Origin of the sequence: Microbulbifer sp. MI-G, assembly GCF_030440425.1 — a bacterium.
GTDB lineage: Bacteria > Pseudomonadota > Gammaproteobacteria > Pseudomonadales > Cellvibrionaceae > Microbulbifer > Microbulbifer spongiae.
In genome coordinates this window covers 1,816,214-1,839,496 of sequence record NZ_CP098023.1, presented here as the reverse complement: position 1 = coordinate 1,839,496, position 23,283 = coordinate 1,816,214, and the positions used below count along the sequence as shown (strand labels likewise).

Genomic DNA, 23,283 nt, shown 5'->3' with positions numbered 1-23,283 from the left:
ACAGTCATCTCATCCTCGGATTGCAGCCGGAGTGAGTCCTACAAGTTCACTTTCAGTTACCCTTTGAGGTCTGACAGAACAACCTCAAACTTTTGTCGTCTTGCCGATGATCCGTTGTTACGTACTTGCCTCTTCTTCTGGTGCCGTTAAAATCAACGGAGCCAACCCCAATAGGGGCGACTATATATAAAAGATCGCAGATAGCCAGCCAATTCGACTCGGCGGGCACATTCGCAAAAGAAGAGATGCTATGGAAGCAAACCGGAATATCAGAGATCGCATTGTCGCCCTGGGCGACTGGTTGGAAGAGCAGATTATCGGTCAGAAAACGCTGGTCAACCGCATATTGATCGCCCTGCTTGCAGACGGCCACCTGTTGGTGGAGGGCGCTCCGGGCCTGGCCAAAACCAAGGCGATTAAAACACTGGGCGAAGCTGTTGAGGGAGACTTCCATCGCGTTCAATTTACACCGGACCTGTTGCCGGCAGATATTACTGGTACTGATATTTACCGGCCGGAAACCGGTGAGTTCCACTTCCAGCCAGGGCCGGTCTTTCACAACCTGATCCTGGCCGATGAGATCAATCGCGCTCCCGCCAAAGTGCAGTCCGCACTGTTGGAGGCCATGGCAGAGCGACAAATCAGTGTAGGGCGGAAAACCTATCCGCTACCACAGTTATTCTTGGTGATGGCCACTCAAAACCCTATTGAGCAGGAGGGCACCTATCCTCTACCAGAGGCTCAGTTAGACCGATTCTTAATGCAGGTGAATCTTGCCTACCCGGATGCAGAGGCGGAAGCAAAAATTCTGCGTCTGGCCAGATCCGAGGCTAGCCTTGGCGAAAATCGCCCTGACGACGTGATCAATCAGGAGACCATCTTTCAGGCCCGCAAGCAAATTTTGGACATGCAGATGATTGAGGCAGTGGAAACCTACACTGTGCAACTTGTCATCGCCACGCGTGAGCCAATGAAGTATGACCGCGAGTTGGCGTCCTGGTTAGATTTTGGCGCCAGTCCCAGGGCAACCATTGCCTTGGATCGCTGTGCCCGCGCTCGAGCCTGGCTTGCCGGCCGTGATTATGTGACCCCAGACGACGTAATGGATGTGGCTCCCGATATTTTACGCCATCGCCTGTTGCTCAGTTTTGAAGCCGAAGCCGCCGGCATTAACACCGGCCAGGTAATAGAGCGATTGCTGCAGCAGGTTCCAGCCATTTGATGCAAGCTGCAGCCCCCCAGTTAGATTCGGAATTGCGCGGCGCCTATCCACAAGTGGGCCCGCTGGTACAATTGCGCTATGCAGCGCGCCAGCTGCAATTGTTTCAACCGCGCCTGGCGCGCAGCGACCAGGCCGGCAATCTGCTCACCCGCTATCGCGGCCGCGGCATGAACTTTGAGGAGGTCAGGGGCTATCAGGCTGGTGACGATGTCCGCTCTATTGATTGGCGCGTTACAGCACGTACTGGCAAAACCCATACCAAACTCTACCAGGAGGAGCGGGAAAGGCCGGTGGTTATCCTGCTGGATCTGCGCTCACCGATGTTCTTTGGCAGCCATCGCGCTTTTAAATCTGTAGCCGCCAGCGGCATTGCCGCAGCACTCGGCTGGGCCGGACTGCTGCACAGCGATCGTATTGGCGCCCTGCTTTTTTCAGACCGGGAGATTGATACTGTTCGTCCGCGGCGCAGTCACCACGCCGTACTGGCAATGATTCACAGTATGGTGGCCAGGGCGGGCGAACTCAGCAGCCCGATAGCGGAAAATGGCAGTCATTCCCTGAAGACCCTGTTGGAAGAGGCCCGCCGCATCGCCCGCCCTGGCAGTGCCCTTTTCCTGATCAGCGACTGTCACGACCTCAATGAACCCTGTTCGCAACCCCTATACCTGCTATCCCGACAAGCGGACCTGCAGGTAATCCGGGTAACCGATCCTCTGGAGCAAAAACTTCCGGCACACTCGATGACGATCACAGACGGCCTCCAGCGCACTTTTCTGAATGCCGTTAACCGCTCCCAGCGGGACGCTTTTGCAAAAAAACAGGCCCGCCTTCGTATCGAAGTGGAGCAGCTCTGCCGCCGCCACCGGCTGCCGTTACTGGACTTTGACAACACCAAACCCCTGGTGCCGGAGCTGATGTCCTTCTATGGGTCACACCAGAAAAACAACTGCTACAGAAACAGAAAAAGGGGGCAACCGTGATTGGTAAGGTGGGCGTTTCAATATCTGCCAACGGTTGTCGCCAGACGCTCAAAAGCACGGTCATCGGCAAGTCTGTACCCGCCTGGGAGCCGTTATGCTGAGAGGGACCAAACGGCAACAAACACCAGCGCCTTCCCCGCAAGCCCGGGAACTGCTGGCGCAACTACACGACATACGAGAGCCTGCTTCCGTCAGTTGGTGGCCGCCTGCACCAGGATGGTGGCTGCTCGCGGCACTGATCTCGGCTTGTCTGGTGGGCGTTTGTTTGGGAATCGTGCGCCGACGCATAAAAGCCCGCCGCAATCGCTATCGGGTCGAAGCTGTGGCCCTTTTGAGAGCGGTCGACACCAGCCAGTCCACAGCCAGTGCCGAGATGAACGAAATTCTAAAGCGGGTCGCCGTGACCAGCTTTGGCCGTATGCAGTGCGCCAATCTCACCGGCCCTCAGTGGTTGACATTTCTGCAAAATACCGCCCCATTGCCATGCCCTTCCGATGCAAGGCAGGTTCTGCTAGAACAGTTGTATCGCGGTACCGACGACCCGGAAAAAAACAACGTGTTGCGAGAATACGCTATTGGCTGGGTGGAACAACACGGCCACCCTGCGCAAGGAATGTCTTCTGCCGAGCCAAACCGGGAGACCGGCCGTGTTTGAATTTGCCTGGCTCTGGGTTTTTTTTCTCACCCCGCTGCCACTTTTGCTGCGCTGGTTGTTGCCCCGCGCCAAACCCTTAAACAGCGCACTCAAAGTCCCTTTTTATGCGGCCTTGTCACACCGCGACAGCGGAGGTCAAAGTAATCTGTTCAACCTGCTGCTACTCAGCCTCCTCTGGCTGTTGCTGATCTGCGCCGCCGCCCGCCCGCGCTGGTACGGCGAGCCCATTACCCAGGCTGGCAGCGCCCGTGACCTACTGGTGGCCGTAGACATTTCCGGCAGTATGGAAACTCCAGATATGCTGATTGGGGGCCGTCCAGCCATGCGTATCGATGCCGTCAAGCAGGTCGTCGGGGATTTTGTCGAGCGCCGCAAAGGCGATCGGCTGGGGCTGGTACTGTTCGGCACCCGCGCTTATCTTCAGGCACCGCTCACCTATGACCGGGAAACCGTCGGTACATTATTGCGCGAGGCACAGATTGGGTTTGCCGGTCAGGGCACCGCTATCGGCGACGCCATTGGCCTGTCCGTGAAGCGGCTCACCCAGCGCCCCGCCGAACAGCGGGTTCTTATCCTGCTGACCGATGGTGCCAATACCGCTGGGGAGGTCTCTCCACTCAAAGCGGCACAACTGGCACAACAGGCCGGAATTACTGTCTATACCATCGGTGTGGGCGCTGATGAAATGGTGCAGCCAGGGCTTTTGGGCAGTCGCTTTGGCAGCCGCAGGATCAATCCCTCCAGGGACCTGGACAGCAAGACACTGCAAGCCATCGCGGAAGAAACCGGCGGGCGCTACTTCCGCGCCCACAACCCCCGGGAACTGGCAGAGATTTACGCCGAACTGGATGCCCTTGAGCCGGTAGAACAGGAAGCGGAAAGTTATCGACCGCTGAAATCCCTCTTTTTCTGGCCACTGGGCACCGCTCTGTTACTGTCGGGTATCTGGGCCCTGACGCCACTTGCTGCCTCTTTGAGCCACGCGGGAGGCCGTCTTAACCGCACGGCTGTCCGCGGAGGCCGGGCACAATGAATATGCCAGACTTACTACAGTCCTTTCACTTTCTGCGCCCCTACTGGCTGTGGCTGCTGATACCGGCCGCACTGCTTTGCTGGGGGCTCTGGAAGACCGTTCTCAACAGCGCACAACTGCAAAAAGTGATTGATGCAGACCTGTTACCGCACCTATTGTTGCGTGGAGGGGCCAAACGCCCCTGGCTGTTTGCACTGGTTTTTGCCCTGATGGCCGCGATGATTCTCGCCCTGGCCGGCCCCACCTGGCGGAAACTGCCCACACCGATATACAGCAATCAGGACGCCCTGGTAATTTTGCTGGACCTGTCCCCCTCCATGATGGCGACAGATCTCTCCCCCAACCGTCTCACGCGCGCGCGGCTGAAAGTCCTGGATATTCTGCGAGAACGCAAGGACGGATTGACGGCTCTGGTGGCCTATGCCGGCGAGGCCCACGTAGTGACACCGCTCACCGAGGATACTGCCACCATTGCCAACCTGGTTCCCGCACTCTCCCCCTCTGTGATGCCGGTACCCGGCAGCAATATTGAAATGGGCGTGGAAACCGGCATTCGCCTTCTGAAAGACGGGGCTGCCGGCCGCGGTCAGCTTCTCGCGGTAACAGACGGTATTGACCCAATGGCCCTGGATACCGTGGCCAAGTCGCTTGCCGATGCCAATGTAGCGCTCAATATTCTCGCCGTGGGCAGTGGCGAGGGGAGCCCAATACCCCGGGGTACCAGCGGTGGCTTTGTCACAGACAGGGAAGGGGCGATTGTGATATCCAATTTCAATCCCCGTGCACTGCGTAACCTCGCCAGAAGCAGTGGCGGCCGCTATGCAAGGATTGCCGTAAGCGACAGCGATATCGATCATTTGTTACCACAATCCGGGCGCCCACAGCAGGCGCAACTAACCGAGAGAGAGTTCGATCAGTGGCGCGATGAAGGCCCTTTGCTGATTCTGCTGATCCTGCCCCTTGCCGCCCTTCTATTCCGCCGCGGCACACTGGCCTGCACCCTGCCCCTGGTCCTGCTTGTGGGTCTGCCCAATGAGAGCCGGGCTTTCGATTGGAAAGATCTCTGGCAGCGCAAGGACCAACAGGGTCAGCAACTGCTTGCCGAGGGTGAGCCTGCGGAGGCGGCAGAGACATTCAGGAACCCCCAGTGGCGGGGCACTGCCAACTATCGCGCCGGTGACTATGCCGCAGCCCAGGAGGATTTTGCCCTCAGCAATGATCCTCAAGGTCTCTACAACCTGGGCAATAGCCTGGTTCAGCAAGGGGATTACAACAGGGCCATTGAAGCCTACGACCGCGCCCTGCAACAAGCTCCACAATTCACCGACGCTGAACACAATCGGCGCATTGCCAAACAATTGCAGGAGCTGCAAAAACCCCCACAGCAGCAGGAATCAAAAGAACAACAGGGACAACAACAAGAACAGCAGCAATCGGCCAACCAACAACAGAGCCAGCAACAGCAGCAGGGCGACAACCGGCAATCCGCTGACCGTGAAGAGCGCTCCTCCGGGCAGGAGCCCGGTCAGGAACAAAAGCGGGAACAATCTTCCTCGCAGGAAACCTCCAGTGCCGAGCCACAGGAAAAAGAACAGCCATCTCCAAAAGCGCAACAGATTGGGGAAGAACAGAATCAGGATGGGGACCAGGAACCTGCTGAAACAGGTATCCGGGAATCTGACCTGGACCCGGAAACTCAACAGGCATTGGACCAGTGGCTACGGCAGATCCCCGACGACCCCGCGGGCCTGATGCGCGAAAAATTCAAATATGAAAGTCTGCAAAGGCGTCGCGCTTATCGCAGCGGCGAGTGGGAGCCCCCGGAAAATGGCGCCACTCAAAGATGGTAGGGAAAGAGGTGATACGATTTTATGACGGCACTGGCATCAGACAATTCTATGAGGCGGTCAAATAAAAAACAGTTGACCCGCGGCCCAGGGATTCGATTGGGGGTGGGGCTCTATGGATTGTGTTTCATTTTTGTGCTGCTCGGTTTGGCGACCATCACCCGTGCAAGCGAACTGAATGCCAGCGTTGATAGAGATAAAATCGCTATTGACGAGACCGTCAACCTGCGCCTCAGATACTCCGGTGACGAAAGTGGCGGACAGCCCGATTTTGAACTGCTGGAAAAAGATTTTGATATTCTTTCACGGCAACAGTCGAACCAATACCGCGTGATCAATGGTCGAGCGGAAAGCTTTGTGGAATGGACGCTCTCGCTCGCTCCCAAGCGCGAGGGTGAATTAATGATTCCATCCCTCCACTACAAGGACCAGGTCTCCAACGCGATCCCCATTGCCGTGAGCGAACCGCAAAGCCGCCCAGAGGATAGCGAGCGCAAAGTCTTTCTGGAAGTAGAACTGGATAAAAGCAAAGTCTACGTTCAGGAGCAATTATTGGTGGATGTGCGCCTGTATACCACAATCGGCCTGCACGATATTGCCACTCAGCCCCTGCAGGTCACCGGAGCCCATGTCGAGAAAGTGAATGAGCAGCGCTACGAGCGAAAACTGAACGGCACCAGTTATGCAGTGTACGAATTGACCTATGCGGTCTTTGCAGACAGCTCGGGACAACTCACCATTCCAGCGCTGGCCTATGCTGCAGTGGCCGGGCGCAGGGACCCCTTTTCCCTTTTCAACCGCAACAGTCAGCGCCTGCGCCTCCGCTCCCTGGCAAAAACCGTGGAAGTGCTGCCCAAACCCGATCGCTATAGCGGTGCACACTGGCTGCCAGCTACGAGCCTGGGTATAGTACAGAGCTGGAGCCAGGACACCGATACATTCGCAGTTGGGGAGCCCATTACCCGCATCCTTACGGTGCGTGGTGAAGGCCTGCGCGCTGCACAACTGCCACCACTGCCCAAACTGGATGTGGAAGGACTGAAGACCTATCCGGATCAACCCCAACAGGAAGACCAGACCGGTCCCGACGGGGTGACCGGCAGTCGTATAGAGACCACAGCCATTGTCGCCACCCGGCCCGGAAGCTATCAACTGCCGGCCATAACCCTCACCTGGTGGGATACCAAAAACCATCAACAAAGGGCTACGCAACTGCCCGCCTTCCGTTTTAACGTTAGCGGCAGCGCTGCACCCGCTGCTCCCAGCCAGGAGGCCGGAACCCTGCAAACACTGGTGCCAGGTACTCCCAGCCTCGAAGTGCAGGACCACTTCTGGCGCAACCTGGCGATAGCCGCACTTGCCTCGAACCTGTTATGGCTACTCTATTTTTACCACCTGCGCCGCCAGCACATCCGCGCAAATGGGCAGGCTGTGCCTAAAAACCCGCGGCCGCACAAAAGCTATGGCAGCAGTGCCGTGAAGCGGGCTGTCGACAGTGGAAACCCCAGACACATCCAGCAAGCCATCCTCAACTGGCTGCACACCCGCTGGCCTCAGGTTGAGAGCGCTACCCTGGCCGATGCCACCCGCCAGCTCGGCTTTGAAGAGCTTGATGAATTGCAAGAACTGCTGGGTGCCGCTCTCTATCAACAGCCACCCAGGCCATTGCCCATGGGGAAAATCCAGGGGCTTGTAGAGCGATTGATGGACCGCAGGGCCGGTCATAATGGAGAGGCTGAAGAGGCGGAAGCTTTGCCCAAGTTGTTTGGTTAGTAGAAAACTGGCGATCCCCGCTCATGGAGTTCAGACTATCAGTAACCCCAGGCTGGGTGGCGGCCATTCAGCAAACGGCTGGCAGGGGATGAGCAAATGCCTGGGGAGCAACTACCAGAGCCAAACCATCGCTATGGCGGATGAAATCACAGGATTGAGCCAGCTGCTGGATCAAATCGAAACCAGCAGCCGGCATTCGAAACGCATCTCCCTGCAATTGGTAATTGAAGCCATCGGGCTCAGGTCTTTTGCCCCCTTCCTGTTACTGGTGGGACTGATTTTGTTCTCACCGCTCAGCGGTGTACCCGGTGTCTCCAGTGCCATGGCGGCTCTGCTGCTACTGGTTGCCATTCAACTGCTGCTGGGGCGCCGGCATGTGTGGCTGCCCCAGTGGCTGCTGCGGCGTTCCATCTCCAAAGGCAAGCTCAACAAGGCCCTCAATGGCATGAAAAAACCAGCTGAGTTCGCCGACCGCTGGATGCAGCCGCGCCTGGACTTTTTGGTCAGGCGGGGGGGAACCTATGCCATCGCAGCGATTTGCTCCCTAATCGCACTGGCCATACCCTTGATGGAACCAGTGCCTTTTTCCGCGACTACCGCGGGGTTCGCCCTTACGATATTCGGTCTGGCTCTGGTGTCCCACGACGGCCTGCTGGCCCTGATGGCATTTGCGGTTACCGCACTTTTAACGGGATTGCTCGTCAGCACACTCCTCTAGTTTGATATTCTTCAGGCGGAGCTGCTCAGTGGATACCGGCTGCATCCACACCGAGCAAGTGCGGGTGATAAACGAGTGTCACCAACACGAGAAGATCGTACATGGCATGCCAGGTAATAACACCCAACAAGCTGCCATTTGCCTGGTACGCAAGACCCAAAATCAACCCGAACACAAAAGTCAGCAGAACATAAACCCGTGATGCCCAGTGCAATAACGCGAATACCAGCGAGGCACCCAACAGCCCGGCCAATGGCGAACTCAACTGGGACCACCAAACCTGCAAAAAACCGCGAAACAGCAGTTCCTCACAAATACCCGTGACAGCGGCAATCACTGCAATCTGGCCGATGGAGAGTCCCGCGAACACCGGTGTCAGCTGAGTACAATGCCGGCGCAGAGTCCGGCCCACAGCAGTATTGGAACGGGTCAGCCAGACCACCGAGACAAAACTGGCCAGTGCACCAATCAACGCAAAAAAAAGCGCGCCCCAGAGAGCACCACCCAGCAAATTCAGCTCAACACCGGAAAAGTAGCCCCCCACCACAGCAGCCAGCAGACAGACGGCCTGTATGGCCAGCAGCAAAGGAAAGACGCCTGTCCTGGTCATTTGAGGTACTGTCATTTCAACGGGTTCCGCAAGTGTTAGTCATCGCCAGCCAGTTTCCTGAGACCAGCCCTGCCACTGGACATCACCATCAGTTCTGCCACTCCACCATCCCGCAACGCGTCTTCAAGCTGCAGCGCTTTTTCCCTGGGAGCAAAGTAGGCTTCAATACCGTACTTGATGCGGTAATCGCCGGTATTGCCCCAGCGATTTCCCACCACACGCCCCCGCAGAAAAATGCCCCTCTGCGGCCTTTCCAGACTCGCCGAGGAAAATACATAGAGACCGGACGGGTGCTTTTTCAGGGAGACATACACCACTTCTCCCTGGCGCAGTGGCTGATCTTCTTGAAAGGCCGACTGAGCAATAGTGGAGAAATCATAACTGAGTCTGGCGTAATTGCCGCGGAACAGGGAGCGGGGATCCACCGGTACGGTCTTTACCCGAATCGGCTCGCCAAGCCACAGGGGTACCTGCGCCTCTACATACAACCCGATGAGTATTAAACACTGCGCGGCAATAGCCATCCCCAGGGCAATCGGGATTGTGCGTTTCATCGCGAGCCCTCCCTGCCTTGGCGATACCTCCAGTACTTTGCGACACCGATCAGCAGGCCGGCAAACAGGATAAAGATCAGTGCTGCCCCCACATAATCACCCATCAGGTCGAAATACCGCAGCAGCGCAACCAGTAAAATAGACACTACCCCCAGGAAAAAATAATGAGAAATACCGGCGTAAATGCCGCGTAAAATGAGCCAGATGCCGCTGCCGATCAGGGCAAAATTGGTAGCCACCTGCAGGTAGACAGCCAGTGCAGCACTGTCACTGTGACTCACCAGAAACAGTACTGCGACCAACGTCAGAAGTTGGATTGCACTGGCTAACAGACGCCTCGCCGGCACCGCCAGCATCAGGGTTGCGCCCCCTATTACAGCAACCACCACCCACATGGCGTAGCGGTGGTGCCAGTCCGCCTCAATCAGTTGCTTCCAGGGCTGCTCGAAACTGAAAATCAACATAGCAATCAGGGCAAAACGCAGGCACCACACCGAGATCACAGCGGCATAATCTCTGGCCGTCGGTGACAGCCGCCGCGCCAGCCAGTGCGCGAATACATACAGAAAGATAAGCAGGCCAACCGCCACTGCCAGATTTTCCGGGAGTAAGTTCAAATCAAAACGCTGTGCTTGCGACCGCCACAATTCCGCCAGGGAATATTCAAGCCATAGGCCTCCGCTGAGTATGGTCATCAGCAACAGGATGATGCTTGTCCGTCCCCAAATCAGTACATACAGGGAAACCAGCAAAAAGAGTGGGAAAAGCACCGGATAAAAGCCCAGGTTGACTTGCAGCAGAAACCAGATAAGCGCCAGTGCATTGGCCTGGATGGCAAGCCAGGGGCTGCGGGTAATCAAGGCAAAAGGCACACATCCCAGGGCCCACCAGAAAACCCCGTCGGGCATATGCTCACCCAGGTGGTAGATCTGTGCGATCAGAATGATCGCCGCACCAAAAAAGATATTCCCCAACAGGAAGAGCCCCTCCCCCGCCCGGGGATCGCGGGTGAGATACACCCGCAAAGCCAAAACCTGGGTCCCAATGGTGATGGCAATCACTCCTATCATGCGCAGGGCGCGAGGAATCTCTTCCCAATTGGCCCCCAGCAAGGTGATCACAGCCAGTCCGACAAATAAATACCCGAGTCCTACCAGCAGGTTGTAACCGAGTGCGCGCTGGGGCGCTCCGTGGTAGTCCACCGCATAGCGGGCACAGATCAATCTCGCCTGGGCCTCGCTGATCACACCATCCGCCACCCACTCCCGGGCCTCCCGAGCCAGGTCGTGCTTTAACAGCCGAATCAATCGCATACCATTCCCTTACACAAAAACACCATTGTGGACGCAACCGGTGGATCATGTCCCATACCGCTGGAGTACTGATAGTGTGGTGCCTATCCACAGGGGCAGGTGGCAAAACTGACACTGTGGCAGGGGTAACTACCCGATAGCAGGAACCTATTTAGCACATTTAAATTGTTTATTTTTATCAATAAGAAAGCGCAAATAGAATACAACCCATCAAGCTTATTCAGCATCAGATCTTAAACATCCTAAGGAGCTTTTCATGTCCCGATACATCGATTCCGAATTGAAACCATTCAGCGCCAAAGCCTACCAGAGCGGCGATTTTCTTGATATCAGCAACACCGACGTGCTGGGCAAGTGGGCCGTGTTTTTCTTTTACCCTGCCGACTTTACGTTTGTCTGTCCCACTGAGCTGGGTGACCTGGCGGACAACTACGAAGCCTTTCAGAAGCTGGGTGTGGAAGTTTACTCGGTATCCACCGATACCCACTTCACGCACAAGGCCTGGCATGACACCTCGGAAACTATCCGCAAGATCCAGTTCCCGATGATCGGCGACCCCACCGGCACCATCACCCGCAATTTTGGTGTAATGATCGAAGAGGAAGGTATTGCCGACCGCGGCACCTTCGTTGTCGATCCCCAGGGCCGTATCCAGATTGTGGAGATTACTGCCGGTGGTATTGGCCGAGATGCCGGCGAGTTGCTGCGCAAGATCAAGGCTGCCCAGTACATTGCCGCACATCCCGGCGAGGTTTGCCCCGCCAAATGGCAGGAGGGCGAAGAAACCCTGGCGCCCTCCCTGGACCTGATTGGCAAAATCTAAGGCATTGCTGAATCGGATCACACTGGGTTGGAACTGGCAGTGCCCGCTATCTAGCGGGCACTGCCATTGAGGCCATCATTAAGAACAGTCACCAACCCACACGTTTTCTCTGTTTCCCCAATATGACACTTCACCCTCCTGTTTAACGCGCCGGCTCAAAACCCGCCCCTTCCCCTCCCCTGCCTTTGCGAGGTTAGGAGCCACGGAGACATCCGGGTACCACCCTGCGCCAGATCACCTTTTGCACATGGGTATCAGAAAGAGCCACTGATATGAAATAACTATCAAAGATATTTATATAAATAATTTCTATCAGTGAATTTTACTTGATAGTATAAATTTCATATTTGAACCACTAGCGGCAAGACTTTGAAGATTTGAGTAGTTCCCTATGTCACGTTATAGAGAAACCAAGTTGAAGCCTTCCAATGCCAGGGCCTCCCAGGACGGCGACTTTTTTGAAATCAGCGATACCGGCATGTTAGGCAGTTGGGCCGTGTTTTTCTTCTATCCCGCCGACTTTACGTTTGTCTGTCCCACCGAGTTGGGGGACCTGGCAGAGCAGTATCAAGCTTTCCGAAAACTGTGGGTGGAAATCTACTCTGTTTCCACCGATACCCACTTCACTCACAAAGCCTGGCATGACGCCTCGGAAACTATCCGCAAGATCCAGTTCCCGATGATCGGCGACCCCACCGGCACCATTGCCCGCAATTTTGGTGTGATGATTGAAGAGGAAGGCATTGCCGATCGCGGCACCTTCGTCGTCGATCCCCAGAGCCGTATTCAAGTTGTAGAGATGACTGCCGGAGGGACTGGCCGCAATGCCGGTGAATTGCTGCGCAAGATCAAGGCTGCCCAGTACATTGCCGCACACCCCCGCGAGGTTTGCCCAGCCAAGTGGAGAGAGGGCGAAGAAACCCTGACACCCTCCCTGGATTTGGTAGGAAAAATTTAAACCCATTGACTGCTCGAGCCCGCCAGAAGGCGGGCTGGTGAAATATTGAGAATGTGAAAGTAAAGGAACACCGATGTTAGATGCAAACCTGAAAAACCAACTGAACACCTACCTGCAAAATATTGTTCAACCGATAGCGATTCACGTATCCACAGATAACAGTGTTAAATCCAAAGAAATGCACGCTTTGGTGGAAGAAATCTCTGCGCTCTGCGGGAAAATCTCCGTGCGACAGGAACCGGCCAAGCGCAACCCGAGCATGGCCATTGCACCTGTCGGCACCAAGCCCCGTGTCAGTTTTGCCGGTATTCCCCTGGGCCACGAATTCACCTCGCTGGTACTGGCACTGCTGCAGGCGGGCGGCCATCCCGCCAAAATCGATCCCGAGCTACTGGAGCAGGTGCGCAACCTGGAGGGCAAATACCACTTTGAAACCTATATCTCCCTGTCCTGCCAGAATTGTCCGGATGTGGTGCAGGCACTGAACCTGATGGCCACGCTCAATCCGAATATATCCCACGAGATGATCGATGGGAGCCTGTTCCAGGAAGAGGTAGAAGCACGTAACGTGATGGCAGTACCCGCCGTTTACTTAAACGGTGACCATTTTGGCCAGGGCAGGATGTCAATTGAGGAAATCATTGGCAAACTGGATACTGGTGCCGCCGAGCGTAAAGCTGCCAAGCTGAATGCAAAAGCCCCCTACGACCTCCTGGTCATTGGGGGAGGACCGGCCGGCGCTGCAGCAGCCATTTACGCCGCGCGCAAGGGCATTCGCACCGGACTGGTGGCGGAGCGCTTTGGCGGCCAGGTGATGGACACCGTGGGTATTGAAAACCTAATCTCCGTACCTTACACAGAGGGTCCCAAACTCGCTGCCAACCTGGAACAACACGTGAAAGAGTACGGCGTGGATATTATTACAGAGCAGCGCGCCGCGCATTTACAGCGCAAGGACATGCTGCAGGTGGAACTCAATAGTGGCGCCACACTGTCCAGCCGCTCGGTAGTACTCGCCACAGGTGCCCGCTGGAAAACGCTGGGCGTGCCTGGTGAAGCGGAATATCGCACCAGGGGCGTTGCCTACTGCCCTCACTGCGACGGCCCCTTCTTCAAAGGCAAGCGTGTTGCGGTAATCGGCGGCGGCAACTCCGGTATCGAGGCCGCCATCGACCTGGCCGGTATTGTCGAGCATGTCACCGTACTGGAATTTGCCGATCGACTGTGTGCAGATGAGGTTCTGGTACGCAAGGCAAAACAGAAAGATAACATCGAAATGATCGTGAATGCCCAGACTACTGAAGTGCTCGGTGACGGCAAGAAAGTGACCGGCCTCACCTATACCGAGCGCACGACTGGCGAAACTCACATTCTTGAGATTGCCGGTGTTTTTGTACAGATCGGCTTGGTGCCCAACACAGAGTTCCTACAGAGAACCGATGTGGCATTGAATCCCATGGGCGAAATAGTGATCGATGAGCGCGGAACCACCTCTCTCCCTGGCGTCTATGCCGCCGGCGACGCCACTACCGTGCCCTACAAGCAGATCGTGGTTTCCATGGGCGCCGGTTCTACCGCAGCGCTCAGTGCTTTCGACTACTTGATCCGGTCCTAAAAGAAGGGGCTTGTCAGCAGGGGGCAACTCCAAGATCATAAAATGGTCACACCATCAAGCCGGTATCTATCTGTAGGCAGGTGGATACCGGCTATTCATACTGTCACCGCTAGAATAAGAACTGTCTGTGTACCCTCCCAGAATTTTGCATACGTCGCCTGTGGTGTACCGCTTCATTCTCTTATTTTTTCTGATGGTCTGCAAAAACCCGTTATCAACCGTAACGCCAACATTTCGCTATGACATCCTCATGTTCGAAATACGACCAATAATCGTCAAACTGTCGCTTCAGTTTGTGGAGAAACGCTTTCTATTGTTTTCTTAAGGTTTTTATTTTCAAATTATGATTTCTCAAATTTCAACCACGCCTTTATAATAACACTTTTCACATCATGTGTTTCTAGAGGCAAAGATTGGGCGGTTAACTTTTGACTCAATAAGCGCATCTCAGAATTTTTCTATTCTTTGCTATCGCTCACAAAAACAACATAAACTTGCAAATACCTGAGTTGACGTGCTTTTCAAAGGCTGACTGCAAGTACTCTAAATACCTAATTCTGGATCGCGCGGCTCACGCCAAACATGCATTAAGCACGTCGCTGTCTGAGAATTTACTCAACTCAGTATTTCTGCCTTTAATCCATTTGATTTAGTTTTTATAGCTCAGAAGCGATCTCCTGATCTTTGCGCGCTATTGCATAATTTCTGCTCAAATTGCGAGCATAAATCGAGAGCCCTATACTATTCAAAATCGCTCTTTTAATACAAACACACAATCTGGCTCAAACTGAAAATACCATGCGTTGGCAGTCAGCTTGAAATGGCTGTTATGCATCTGGACTTTGAGACATGATACGCACCAATTTTTGATTTTCTCTCTCATTAAATGTAACGTAACCAACAGGTATATCTGTATCCAACTGTGAGATTATCTCTTCTGCACTTTCCAAACCAAAACCACCACAAAGCTCAATGACCTGCACACCACGCTCTATCATTCCTTTTGCAGCTAAAACAGCGTCATGATCATTACTGACACCAATAACTTCAGTAAAAAACTCTGTTGTATCCATCACCGTTTTGTCATGAGGATAATCATAACTTTTAGCCTTGACGATAAACCCGTAGTGTTTAATCACGATGCCTCCCGGGCAAACTCTTCTTTACTTGAAATTAATCGCCACCATAAGGGAAAAGGCAGACCATAACGGCGAACCCTTAGAGTAAAGACCCCTCCCCTCAGGAGTACCTTTGAATGAATTGTGATGAACCTGTTAATTTTCATGCCAGCCAACACAGAAAAGCAACATCACAAAGTTCAATCCAAGCAGGATGCCTGACCTTAGTTGCCATAAAGACCAGCAACTCCGCAGCAAACATTGATACTGAGATATACTGAATAAATAATGCTGAGCCTGAAAACCTATTGAGTGCGATACTGATGAGCATGACGCTGGCAATCCATCCAAAAATACTTGCAACATGCCACGTGGCTCACAATATACGCATATTGCTTTTACCAAGCAACCCGCTTAGAACAGCGGGAACCATGATCTCATCTCTGACTTTTTTGAAAATTAACAGCTCACCCAATAATGAATGAAATAGACCCACGCCAATGGAAAGTATTCCCGCTGCGAGCAAAACTGTATTCATACCAGGCTTTAGAGTTTTCTCCCTGATACTTAGCATTTACACAACCATGATTATTATCCCATTTTTTACCTCCAAAGCGATACTGTGTCAACGCTCTGACAACCTTCATTCAACCATGCAGTTACCCGTTTTGGGAACACACCAGTACGGGAGGAATACCCTTGTCTCAGAATCGTACGAGACATGGATGCCGATTAGGAGCTTTCAGGGGTGTATTCACAACGTGCCCTGAATGAGGGGTATTCTTTCCTTCCGACCTGGTAGTAAGTGCTAGCTAAAAATAGTCATCATGACCACTACCGACTGCCAGATCATGGCGATTCTCAAGCAAATCAAAAACTCTGCACCAGTGCCACCGTTTGTCAGAAGCATGGGGTGTGACTCCAACCCATTATGCCGCGACACAATTGGTCCATTGCGGTGATTGGTTACCTGCATGAGCTGATTTTTTCACTTAATTCCTGCTACTTAAGTGGTTTCGCAATAAAACGGCTGGCTAATTTAGGAGTTGGCCAATTTAAAGCGTGTATTTTTCAAGTTTTCCTGCGTAGCTTTATAAATAATATAAGAGCCAAACAGTACAGATAAAATAGAACCACTTAGCACGCCGATCTTGACACTGTGCAGGTAGGATTCACTCAATCCTTCAAAGGCCAGCGAGCCGATGAACAGGCTCATGGTAAAACCAATGCCGCAAAGGGAGGCCACCCCGTAAAGCTGTGGCCAGGTTGCCCCCATGGGCAATTTAGAAATCCCCAGCTTGACTGCGGTCCAGCAGACAGTGAAGATACCTAGCTGGTTCCCCAAAAACAGCCCCAGTGCGATACCTAAAGAAATGGGATTTAAAAAGTCATTCACGGTCGTGCCCGCCAAATTGACGCCAGCATTACTGAAGGCAAATACCGGCAGAATAAAAAATGCCACCCATGGTTGCAGACCGTGCTCCATGGCTTTCAGTATCGGTTGCCCGTGTTCATTTCTAGCTTTCAGCGGCACCAGCAAAGCGACAGCAAAACCAGCCAGTGTGGCGTGCACACCGGATTTTAATACCGACGCCCAAACAACAATGCCAATCAGAACGTACACACTTTGATAGCGAACACCCATTCGATTGAGTACAAAGAGAATCGCCAGCCCAGTGACTGCCACTGTCAGGGAGAGCATTGATACTTCAGCAAAATAAAATAGCGCAATAATGATAATCGCGGCAATATCATCAAAAATAGCAACAGACAGTAAAAAAAGTTTCAGGCTGGCTGGCACTCTGCGCCCAAACAGACTTAACACGCCGAGTGCAAAGGCAATATCGGTTGCAGCGGGCACCGCCCAACCCCGCTCAGCAATAAGATCCCCACTATTGATCAATGAATAGATGATGGCTGGTGTTATTACACCAGCTGCAGCGCCTATGGCGGGCAAAATAATTTGATCGCGGGAGGATAAATGCCCTTCAACCAGCTCGCGCTTCACTTCCAGACCTATCAAAAAGAAGAACAGGGCCATTAAACCGTCATTTATCCAGAGTAATAGCGGTTTATCGATGGAAAAGCTCCCTATAACAATACGCACAGGCACACCGAGAAACTGCTCGTAGACACCGGCTAACGGGGAGTTGGCCACCACAATAGCCAGAGCGGCCGCAACAACCAATAAAATACCGCCTGCTGCATCGTGGTGCACCATTGCCCTGAATGCCTTAGTCATCAAAAACTCCCCTCACAGTTGCTTTTCCCCGGGACCACAGGGCAGCACTATAACCTACCCGTGAATCAATAAAAGTCGATGATATCTTACATATTCATCGAAAAAATCGTATCATTAAAAACCTCTGAAAGCGGAGGACATTCCATGGCCCAGCAGTTGAATTACAATCATTTACGCTATTTTTACACCATTGCCAGCGAGGGTAGTATCGTAAAAGCGGCCAAAGTACTGCACCTTTCACCACAGACCATCAGCGGTCAGCTCACAGTGTTTGAAAACTATCTGGGCGTACAGTTATTTGAGCGTAAAGGTAAGCGGCTGGTGATGAATCAATCGGGAAAGATGGTCTATGGCTATGCAGAAGACATTTTTTCCCTGGGCGCTGAGTTACAGCAAAGGATCAACGCTGTCGATTCCAGCCAACCATTTGTATTCAATGTGGGCGTTACTGATGTCATTCCCAAGATACTGGCTGTGGACATTTTAAAAAACAGCTTTGACCTGGAAGGACCAATCAAGCTTGTCTGTCGCGAGGGGGATTTTGACTCACTGTTGTCAGAGTTGGCTCTCAACCAGTTGGATCTAGTGCTATCGGATCGACCGCTGGCACCCGGAGTCCCCATTCGAGCTTATAACCATCTTCTGGGAGAGTGTGGCCTGAGCTTTTATGCCGATACACAGTCCGCAAGAAAGCTGCGCAAAGGCTTCCCTGAGTCACTACACCAGCACCCTTTTCTGATATGTGGCGATAAATCCAATCAAAAAATCAACCTGCAATCCTGGTTTAACCAGAAACAGATTCATCCCGCCATCACAGCAGAATTCGATGACAGTGCCATGATGAAATACTTTGGTCAATCTGGCTACGGGGTTTTTTGTACGCCAAGGATCATCGAAAAGCATGTTTCCAGACAGTATGGCGTGTCTGTTATCGGAAGAACAACACAGGTTACAGAACGTTTTTATGCTATTTCACCAGAACGCAAAGTCAAGCACCCCGGTGTAAAGATGCTAGTAGAAGCAGCAGAGAAGATATTCGCTCGAAATCCGGAGGATAGCAAAATCATGCGATGATCCCCAGTGAGTGATGCATCGGGTTCTCTATTGTTAAAACCATCGCTAATTCTAAAGATTCAAACCGGGTTGTACGAATTCTTCGCGTGAAATTCTTCCCAAAGATTGAGACGAACAGTAGCGAGAGCATCGAATGCACACACTGCCTCTGTGTATAAACCACGCCAACAGTAATACTAAAAAAATCCCTGGAAATTCCGCGTTTGAACGGACAGTTCACTTCGAAAGAGTCTCTGGAGTGTGTACTGCGGTTGTTCATTGATCTGAAAAATTATCATCGACACCGAAAGTTAAGTCCTCAGGAAAGGTTTGGGGCATTGGGCCTATGCTCTGTATCAGTATTCGCCGAGCTGACCCAGGCATGTGAAAGCGCCAGACAACGAATTCAACTTGTCCGGGAAACCAAAACTCCATTGATGCTTGAGTCCTCAATCAAGATACCGTTATCTATGCTAAAAGAGTATGAACCGTCGTTTCTGATCGCCAATACCCACGCACAGATATTTGAAACCTACTAGAAGCTAAAGCAAGTACACTCTCCCTTCCCAGCATTTGTTCATTTCTTGATCGCACCGAAAAATACCTAGACGGGTAGTTGGAAAAGACATCACGGCTTCCATGCTAAAATCCAATACAGTTTGCCGGGTACCACCTGCGCAGACCTTACGCATAGCCCACTGACCGCTTTTCAGCCGCGATTGTCCAGCATTTTGTGTAAATTGCTTTACCAGGGCACAGAAAGCCGCTCGCAAGGGCTGGCGAAGCCGATCCGGGGTGGTACCCTGTCTCCACCCTACAAACAGACGCTCAATCTCCGGATGTGAAATAACAATTATCTGATATGGAAAACTCCCATGGAAAAAACAGGATGGGTCAATAGCGCAATCTCCCAGGCAGACACCTACTGGCAAAACGCCAGGGCCGACATCGAAGGCAAACAATTTAGCGATGTGTACGATAACGAGGGACTCCAGTATGTGGATCTGGTGATGGAGGGCGGGGGCATGCTGGGGATTGTCCTGGTAGGCTATACCTACATTCTGGAGAGGGCCGGTATTCGCTTTCGCAAAATCGCCGGGACTTCTGCAGGTGCCATCAATACACTGTTTCTGGCCGCCGCCGGCACACCCGATGTCAGCAAGAGTGCAGCGCTGCTGGACATTATGGGCAGCGCGGATTTTGCCAGTTTCGAGGATGGCGAACCCTTTGCCTGTAAAACCATACAGCGCCTGCTCAGGGGCAAGGGCCTGTTCGGCAGCCTGGTCCTGCATCCGTTGGATTCCCTGCGCACCTGTAGGCAGCTGCTGCGCCACAAGGGGCTCAACCCCGGCGACGCCTTTACCCGCTGGCTGCAGGAAGCGTTGCGTCAGTTGGGCATCACCAACACCGCGCAGCTCTCCCAGCGCATCAACCAGTTCCCGGCTCTGTACTACCGGGGCCATCCCGACAGCGAGGTGGCCAGTGCCGAAGTAGCACTGGTGGCAGCAGATATCACAACAGAAACGCGGGCGGTATTTCCGGCCAAAGCCCCCCTCTATTATGCCAATCCCGGCGCCGTCAACCCTGCCGAATATGTGCGCGCCTCCATGTCTGTGCCCGGTTTCTTCCAGCCCCACACGGTAAAAAACATCCCGCAGTTGCATGAGTGCACTTCCGTGGCGGAAAACTGGCACAAAATTAAAGGTATTCCTGAGCGGTTCTTCAAAAACGGCTTTCCCAGGGATGTCCAGTTTGTGGACGGCGGTCTGGTATCCAATTTTCCCTTTGACATCTTCCACAAGCCCAGCGGCATACCGAAACTGCCCACCTTCGGCATCAAACTGGAAGTGGATCACTACCAGCCAAAATCCAGCCGAGCCGGCCGCTTTACCATGGGGCTGATCAATACCTGCCGCAATATCCTCGACAGCCATATGCGCGCCCATCTCAATGCGGAGTATCATACCCTGGTCAAAGAGATTGCCATCGGGCCAATGGCGAGTGGCGAGTCTCCCCACTGGCTCGACTTCTCCATGCCCGAAAACCACTGTGAGCACCTGTTTTTATCCGGCGCAAAAGCGGCTACTGAATTCCTGGGCGGGGGCTTTGCTTGGGCGGATTACCTGCAGTTACGGCAACGGGAGACAGCAAAAACCGGCGAGAAACAACCCTAGGAGAAGCAAATCGGCTGCGTGTCGTCTGTTCATCAGCGGACACCATAGCGCAGCTTGTTTGTGAACCGTGGAAAAAGTTCGTTAGAAAGAGCGGCGACGATAATTGCGGTAATCGGCCCGCCAGAAATTGCGTGCCAGGGACCGTTCCAGGTTTTCTCCACTGACTTTTGGCGCAACCCCATCCAACTGGGCCTGAGCCGCAACAGCCCGGGCAATATGCTTGCTCAGCGCGCGGATAGTACTCAAATGCGGCAGCAGCGCACCCTCGCCGTGTTTGACCACCGGCGCCTGCTCGGCCAGGGCGTTGGATGCCGCCATCAACATGCCGTCGGTCACCTGCGTTGCACCGGCGGCAATCACGCCGAGACCAATGCCAGGGAAAATATAGACGTTATTGCATTGGGCCACAGCGATAGAATGCCCCCCTATTTCCACCGCCGCGAAAGGGCTGCCGGTTGCCACCAGGGCCTCGCCATTGGTCCAGGTATAAATCTCCGCGGGCGTCGCTTCGGCCCGGGAAGTGGGGTTGGATAACGGCATCACCAGGGGGCGGGGACAACTCCCGTGCAAAGCTTCGACCACCTGCTGGGTAAACAGCCCTCCCTGTCCCGAGACGCCTATCAGGATACTTGGGCCCACTTTGCCGATCAGGGTCTGCAGATCCCACTCCCGGGCCTCCGCATAGGCTTTCGGGTCCTGAGCCAACGCCGCCTGAAAGTCGTGCAACCCCTGCATGTCCGCAGTCACCAGTCCGTAGCGGTCGTACATAAAAATACGCGCGCGCGCTTGCGCATCGCTGAGGCCCGCCTGCACCATGGCACGCACGATCTGCTCGGCAATACCACAGCCCGCGGAACCGGCACCGACAATAACGGCGCGCTGGGCCGCAACGGATTCCTGCCAGACCTTGCAAGCCGCCAAAATGGTGCCCAGCGCCACCGATGCAGTACCCTGTATATCATCATTAAAACAGCACAGCTGTTCGCGATAACGGTGCAGCAGCGGCATGGCATTGGTCTGGGCAAAGTCCTCAAACTGCACCAGTACTTTTGGCCACCGGCGTTTTACCGCAGCGATAAACTGCTCGAGGAATGCATCGTAATCCTCCTGGCAAACCCGTTCATGTCGCCATCCCATATACATGGGATCACTCAGCAAGTTGCGGTTGTTGGTGCCCACATCCAGCGCCACAGGCAGGGTATAGGCGGGGCTGATGCCGGCACAGGCGGTATACAGGGACAACTTGCCGATAGGAATACCCATCCCACCGATACCCTGGTCACCGAGGCCCAAAATGCGTTCGCCATCGGTCACAACAATCACCTTGACGTTCTCCTTGGTGGCGCTGCGCAGCATATCGTCCATATACTCGCGATCCGGGTAGGAGATGAACAGGCCGCGGTGGTCGCGGTAAATATTGGAAAACTCCTCACAGGCGGCACCAACCGTGGGGGTATAAATGATCGGCAGCATTTCCTTGATATGGTGCTCAATCAGGTAAAAAAACAGGGTTTCGTTGTCATCCTGAATGGCCCTCAGGTAAATATGCTTGTCGAGGTCTGTCTTGCAATGCTGATACTGGTGATAAGCCCGGCGCGCCTGCTCTTCGATGGTCTCCACGGTGTTCGGCAGAAGTCCCGCCAGGTTGAACTCAAGGCGCTCTTCAAGCGTGAATGCACTGCCTTTGTTCAACAGCGGCATCTCCAGCAGGGAGGGCCCTGCGTGGGGAATATAAAGCGGACGCTTGTCGTGGTTGCTCATAGCGTGGTTTTTCCAATAGGCAAGTCAGGCGCCTGCGGTACGGGCCGAAGCCACAAAGCGGTGCAAATCCAGCAGATACACAGCATTTGCGATCGTGCAGGCACTTGTTATGTATCACTCTCTCTCAGTTTGCTGCGAACGGCCATTAAGGCAAAGCCCAATAGATTTAAGCCTTTCCATTTTTTGGGATTTTGACATTTGTCATCATCTTCAGCCAGACCTACGCCCCAAACCTTATCCACAGGGCTCGCTTCAACCAGCACCCGATCACCAGTATTCAATAAAAATTCTTTCAGCGCTTGGTTACCTTTAAATTTCGCCAAATTTGCCTGCACAACGATATCGAATTTTTTCTTATCCCAAAGCTCTTGATCAAATCCTTCAACCTGACGGCCAATTGCTTTAGCGGCACCTGGATCAGCCACGGCAAGGGAATTTTCTGCAGCGGAATTATCGCCAAACAGTTTTGCTTTTTCATACATCATGAAATGTTCGGCAGTGTGAAACCTGTTGCCGTCAGATTCAAAAGGTGATTCATACCACTGACTCAAACAAGACTTCGATATGCCTTTCTTCGGTTTCCTGTGTCCCCAGAAGAATAGGTACTTCACCTTATTTCCGCGATTGACATAATCAATCAGCTGCTCTGTATTCTTGATCGTCAATTCTTATCGGTTCCAATTACGGATTTCGCATAAGCTGATAGTATGAGCCCGGCAGAGGCCCAGAAATAATGGACAGAAGCCAGCACCGGTTACCGGCCATAGTAAGCCCCGGAAACACCAAACAATTCCGCAGGACTACCGACCATTGCAAGGGGCATGGCCGAACAAC

The 23,283-nt window shown here is 53.5% G+C and carries 19 protein-coding genes; 12 read left to right on the top strand and 7 right to left on the bottom strand.

The genetic code is table 11. The features are described from left to right. The first annotated feature begins 250 nt into the window (after positions 1-250). From M8T91_RS07845 to M8T91_RS07815, 7 genes are all read left to right on the top strand, one after another. The gene (locus M8T91_RS07845) at positions 251-1,222 is read left to right on the top strand and encodes an AAA family ATPase (RefSeq protein WP_301418476.1); all 972 of its coding nucleotides are present in this window, start codon (positions 251-253) and stop codon (positions 1,220-1,222) included. Beyond that, positions 1,222-2,202 carry a DUF58 domain-containing protein gene (locus tag M8T91_RS07840; protein ID WP_301418474.1) on the top strand — a complete coding sequence of 327 codons (981 nt, stop codon included), beginning with the start codon at positions 1,222-1,224 and terminating at the stop codon, positions 2,200-2,202. Before M8T91_RS07845 ends, M8T91_RS07840 begins: the two co-directional genes overlap by 1 nt. Before the next feature lie 94 nt (positions 2,203-2,296). Next, positions 2,297-2,857 carry a DUF4381 domain-containing protein gene (locus tag M8T91_RS07835; RefSeq protein ID WP_301418473.1) on the top strand — a complete coding sequence of 187 codons (561 nt, stop codon included), beginning with the start codon at positions 2,297-2,299 and terminating at the stop codon, positions 2,855-2,857. After that, the gene (locus tag M8T91_RS07830) at positions 2,850-3,890 is read left to right on the top strand and encodes a vWA domain-containing protein (protein ID WP_301418471.1); all 1,041 of its coding nucleotides are present in this window, start codon (positions 2,850-2,852) and stop codon (positions 3,888-3,890) included. The genes M8T91_RS07835 and M8T91_RS07830 overlap by 8 nt, the downstream gene beginning before the upstream one ends. Then, positions 3,887-5,740, top strand: a complete 1,854-nt coding sequence (locus M8T91_RS07825) for a VWA domain-containing protein (RefSeq protein WP_301418469.1) — start codon at positions 3,887-3,889, stop codon at positions 5,738-5,740. The genes M8T91_RS07830 and M8T91_RS07825 overlap by 4 nt, the downstream gene beginning before the upstream one ends. A 48-nt stretch (positions 5,741-5,788) precedes the next feature. Beyond that, entirely contained in the window at positions 5,789-7,510 is a 1,722-nt protein-coding gene (locus M8T91_RS07820; RefSeq protein ID WP_301418466.1) for a BatD family protein, read from the top strand. Between the two features lie 88 nt (positions 7,511-7,598). After that, a complete protein-coding gene (locus M8T91_RS07815; protein WP_301418464.1) occupies positions 7,599-8,228 on the top strand; it encodes an exopolysaccharide biosynthesis protein in 630 nt (209 codons plus the stop codon). A gap of 25 nt (positions 8,229-8,253) precedes the next feature. Here M8T91_RS07815 and M8T91_RS07810 read toward each other — a convergent pair whose 3' ends face one another. The 3 genes from M8T91_RS07810 to M8T91_RS07800 are packed head-to-tail and all read right to left on the bottom strand — an operon-like array spanning position 8,254 to position 10,705. After that, positions 8,254-8,853 carry a CPBP family intramembrane glutamic endopeptidase gene (locus M8T91_RS07810; RefSeq protein ID WP_301418462.1) on the bottom strand — a complete coding sequence of 200 codons (600 nt, stop codon included), beginning with the start codon at positions 8,851-8,853 and terminating at the stop codon, positions 8,254-8,256. A 20-nt stretch (positions 8,854-8,873) separates the two neighbouring features. Further along, positions 8,874-9,392: a GDYXXLXY domain-containing protein gene (locus M8T91_RS07805; RefSeq protein WP_301418460.1), complete on the bottom strand. Its 519-nt coding sequence runs from the start codon at positions 9,390-9,392 to the stop codon at positions 8,874-8,876. Further along, positions 9,389-10,705 (bottom strand): DUF2157 domain-containing protein, encoded by a 1,317-nt coding sequence (locus tag M8T91_RS07800; protein WP_301418458.1) that lies wholly within the window; start codon positions 10,703-10,705, stop codon positions 9,389-9,391. The genes M8T91_RS07805 and M8T91_RS07800 overlap by 4 nt, the downstream gene beginning before the upstream one ends. Positions 10,706-10,961: 256 nt before the next feature. On the opposite strand from M8T91_RS07800, the gene ahpC (M8T91_RS07795) reads away from it, so the two are divergent. The 3 genes from ahpC (M8T91_RS07795) (at position 10,962) to ahpF (ending at position 14,101) form a co-directional block, all read left to right on the top strand. After that, positions 10,962-11,528, top strand: a complete 567-nt coding sequence (gene ahpC, locus M8T91_RS07795) for an alkyl hydroperoxide reductase subunit C (protein ID WP_301418456.1) — start codon at positions 10,962-10,964, stop codon at positions 11,526-11,528. A 391-nt stretch (positions 11,529-11,919) separates the two neighbouring features. Then, a complete protein-coding gene (gene ahpC, locus M8T91_RS07790; RefSeq protein WP_301418454.1) occupies positions 11,920-12,486 on the top strand; it encodes an alkyl hydroperoxide reductase subunit C in 567 nt (188 codons plus the stop codon). A gap of 73 nt (positions 12,487-12,559) precedes the next feature. After that, a complete protein-coding gene (gene ahpF, locus M8T91_RS07785) occupies positions 12,560-14,101 on the top strand; it encodes an alkyl hydroperoxide reductase subunit F (RefSeq protein ID WP_301418452.1) in 1,542 nt (513 codons plus the stop codon). A gap of 827 nt (positions 14,102-14,928) precedes the next feature. On the opposite strand, the gene M8T91_RS07780 is transcribed toward ahpF, so the two are convergent. Together M8T91_RS07780 and nhaA are read right to left on the bottom strand one after the other, a co-directional pair. Continuing rightward, entirely contained in the window at positions 14,929-15,240 is a 312-nt protein-coding gene (locus tag M8T91_RS07780; protein WP_301418450.1) for a DUF6506 family protein, read from the bottom strand. Positions 15,241-16,258: 1,018 nt separating this feature from the next. Further along, positions 16,259-17,440 carry a Na+/H+ antiporter NhaA gene (gene nhaA / locus M8T91_RS07775; RefSeq protein WP_301419046.1) on the bottom strand — a complete coding sequence of 394 codons (1,182 nt, stop codon included), beginning with the start codon at positions 17,438-17,440 and terminating at the stop codon, positions 16,259-16,261. Positions 17,441-17,605: 165 nt separating this feature from the next. On the opposite strand from nhaA, the gene nhaR reads away from it, so the two are divergent. Both nhaR and M8T91_RS07765 read left to right on the top strand, forming a co-directional pair. Further along, the gene (gene nhaR / locus M8T91_RS07770) at positions 17,606-18,535 is read left to right on the top strand and encodes a transcriptional activator NhaR (RefSeq protein WP_301418448.1); all 930 of its coding nucleotides are present in this window, start codon (positions 17,606-17,608) and stop codon (positions 18,533-18,535) included. An 854-nt stretch (positions 18,536-19,389) separates the two neighbouring features. Next, positions 19,390-20,688 (top strand): patatin-like phospholipase family protein, encoded by a 1,299-nt coding sequence (locus M8T91_RS07765; protein ID WP_301418446.1) that lies wholly within the window; start codon positions 19,390-19,392, stop codon positions 20,686-20,688. A gap of 81 nt (positions 20,689-20,769) precedes the next feature. Here M8T91_RS07765 and M8T91_RS07760 read toward each other — a convergent pair whose 3' ends face one another. Together M8T91_RS07760 and ybiA are read right to left on the bottom strand one after the other, a co-directional pair. Continuing rightward, positions 20,770-22,449, bottom strand: a complete 1,680-nt coding sequence (locus M8T91_RS07760; protein ID WP_301418444.1) for an NAD-dependent malic enzyme — start codon at positions 22,447-22,449, stop codon at positions 20,770-20,772. Between the two features lie 107 nt (positions 22,450-22,556). After that, complete coding sequence (gene ybiA / locus M8T91_RS07755; RefSeq protein WP_301418442.1) at positions 22,557-23,114, bottom strand: riboflavin biosynthesis intermediates N-glycosidase; 558 nt, start codon at positions 23,112-23,114, stop codon at positions 22,557-22,559. Positions 23,115-23,283 lie beyond the last annotated feature (169 nt).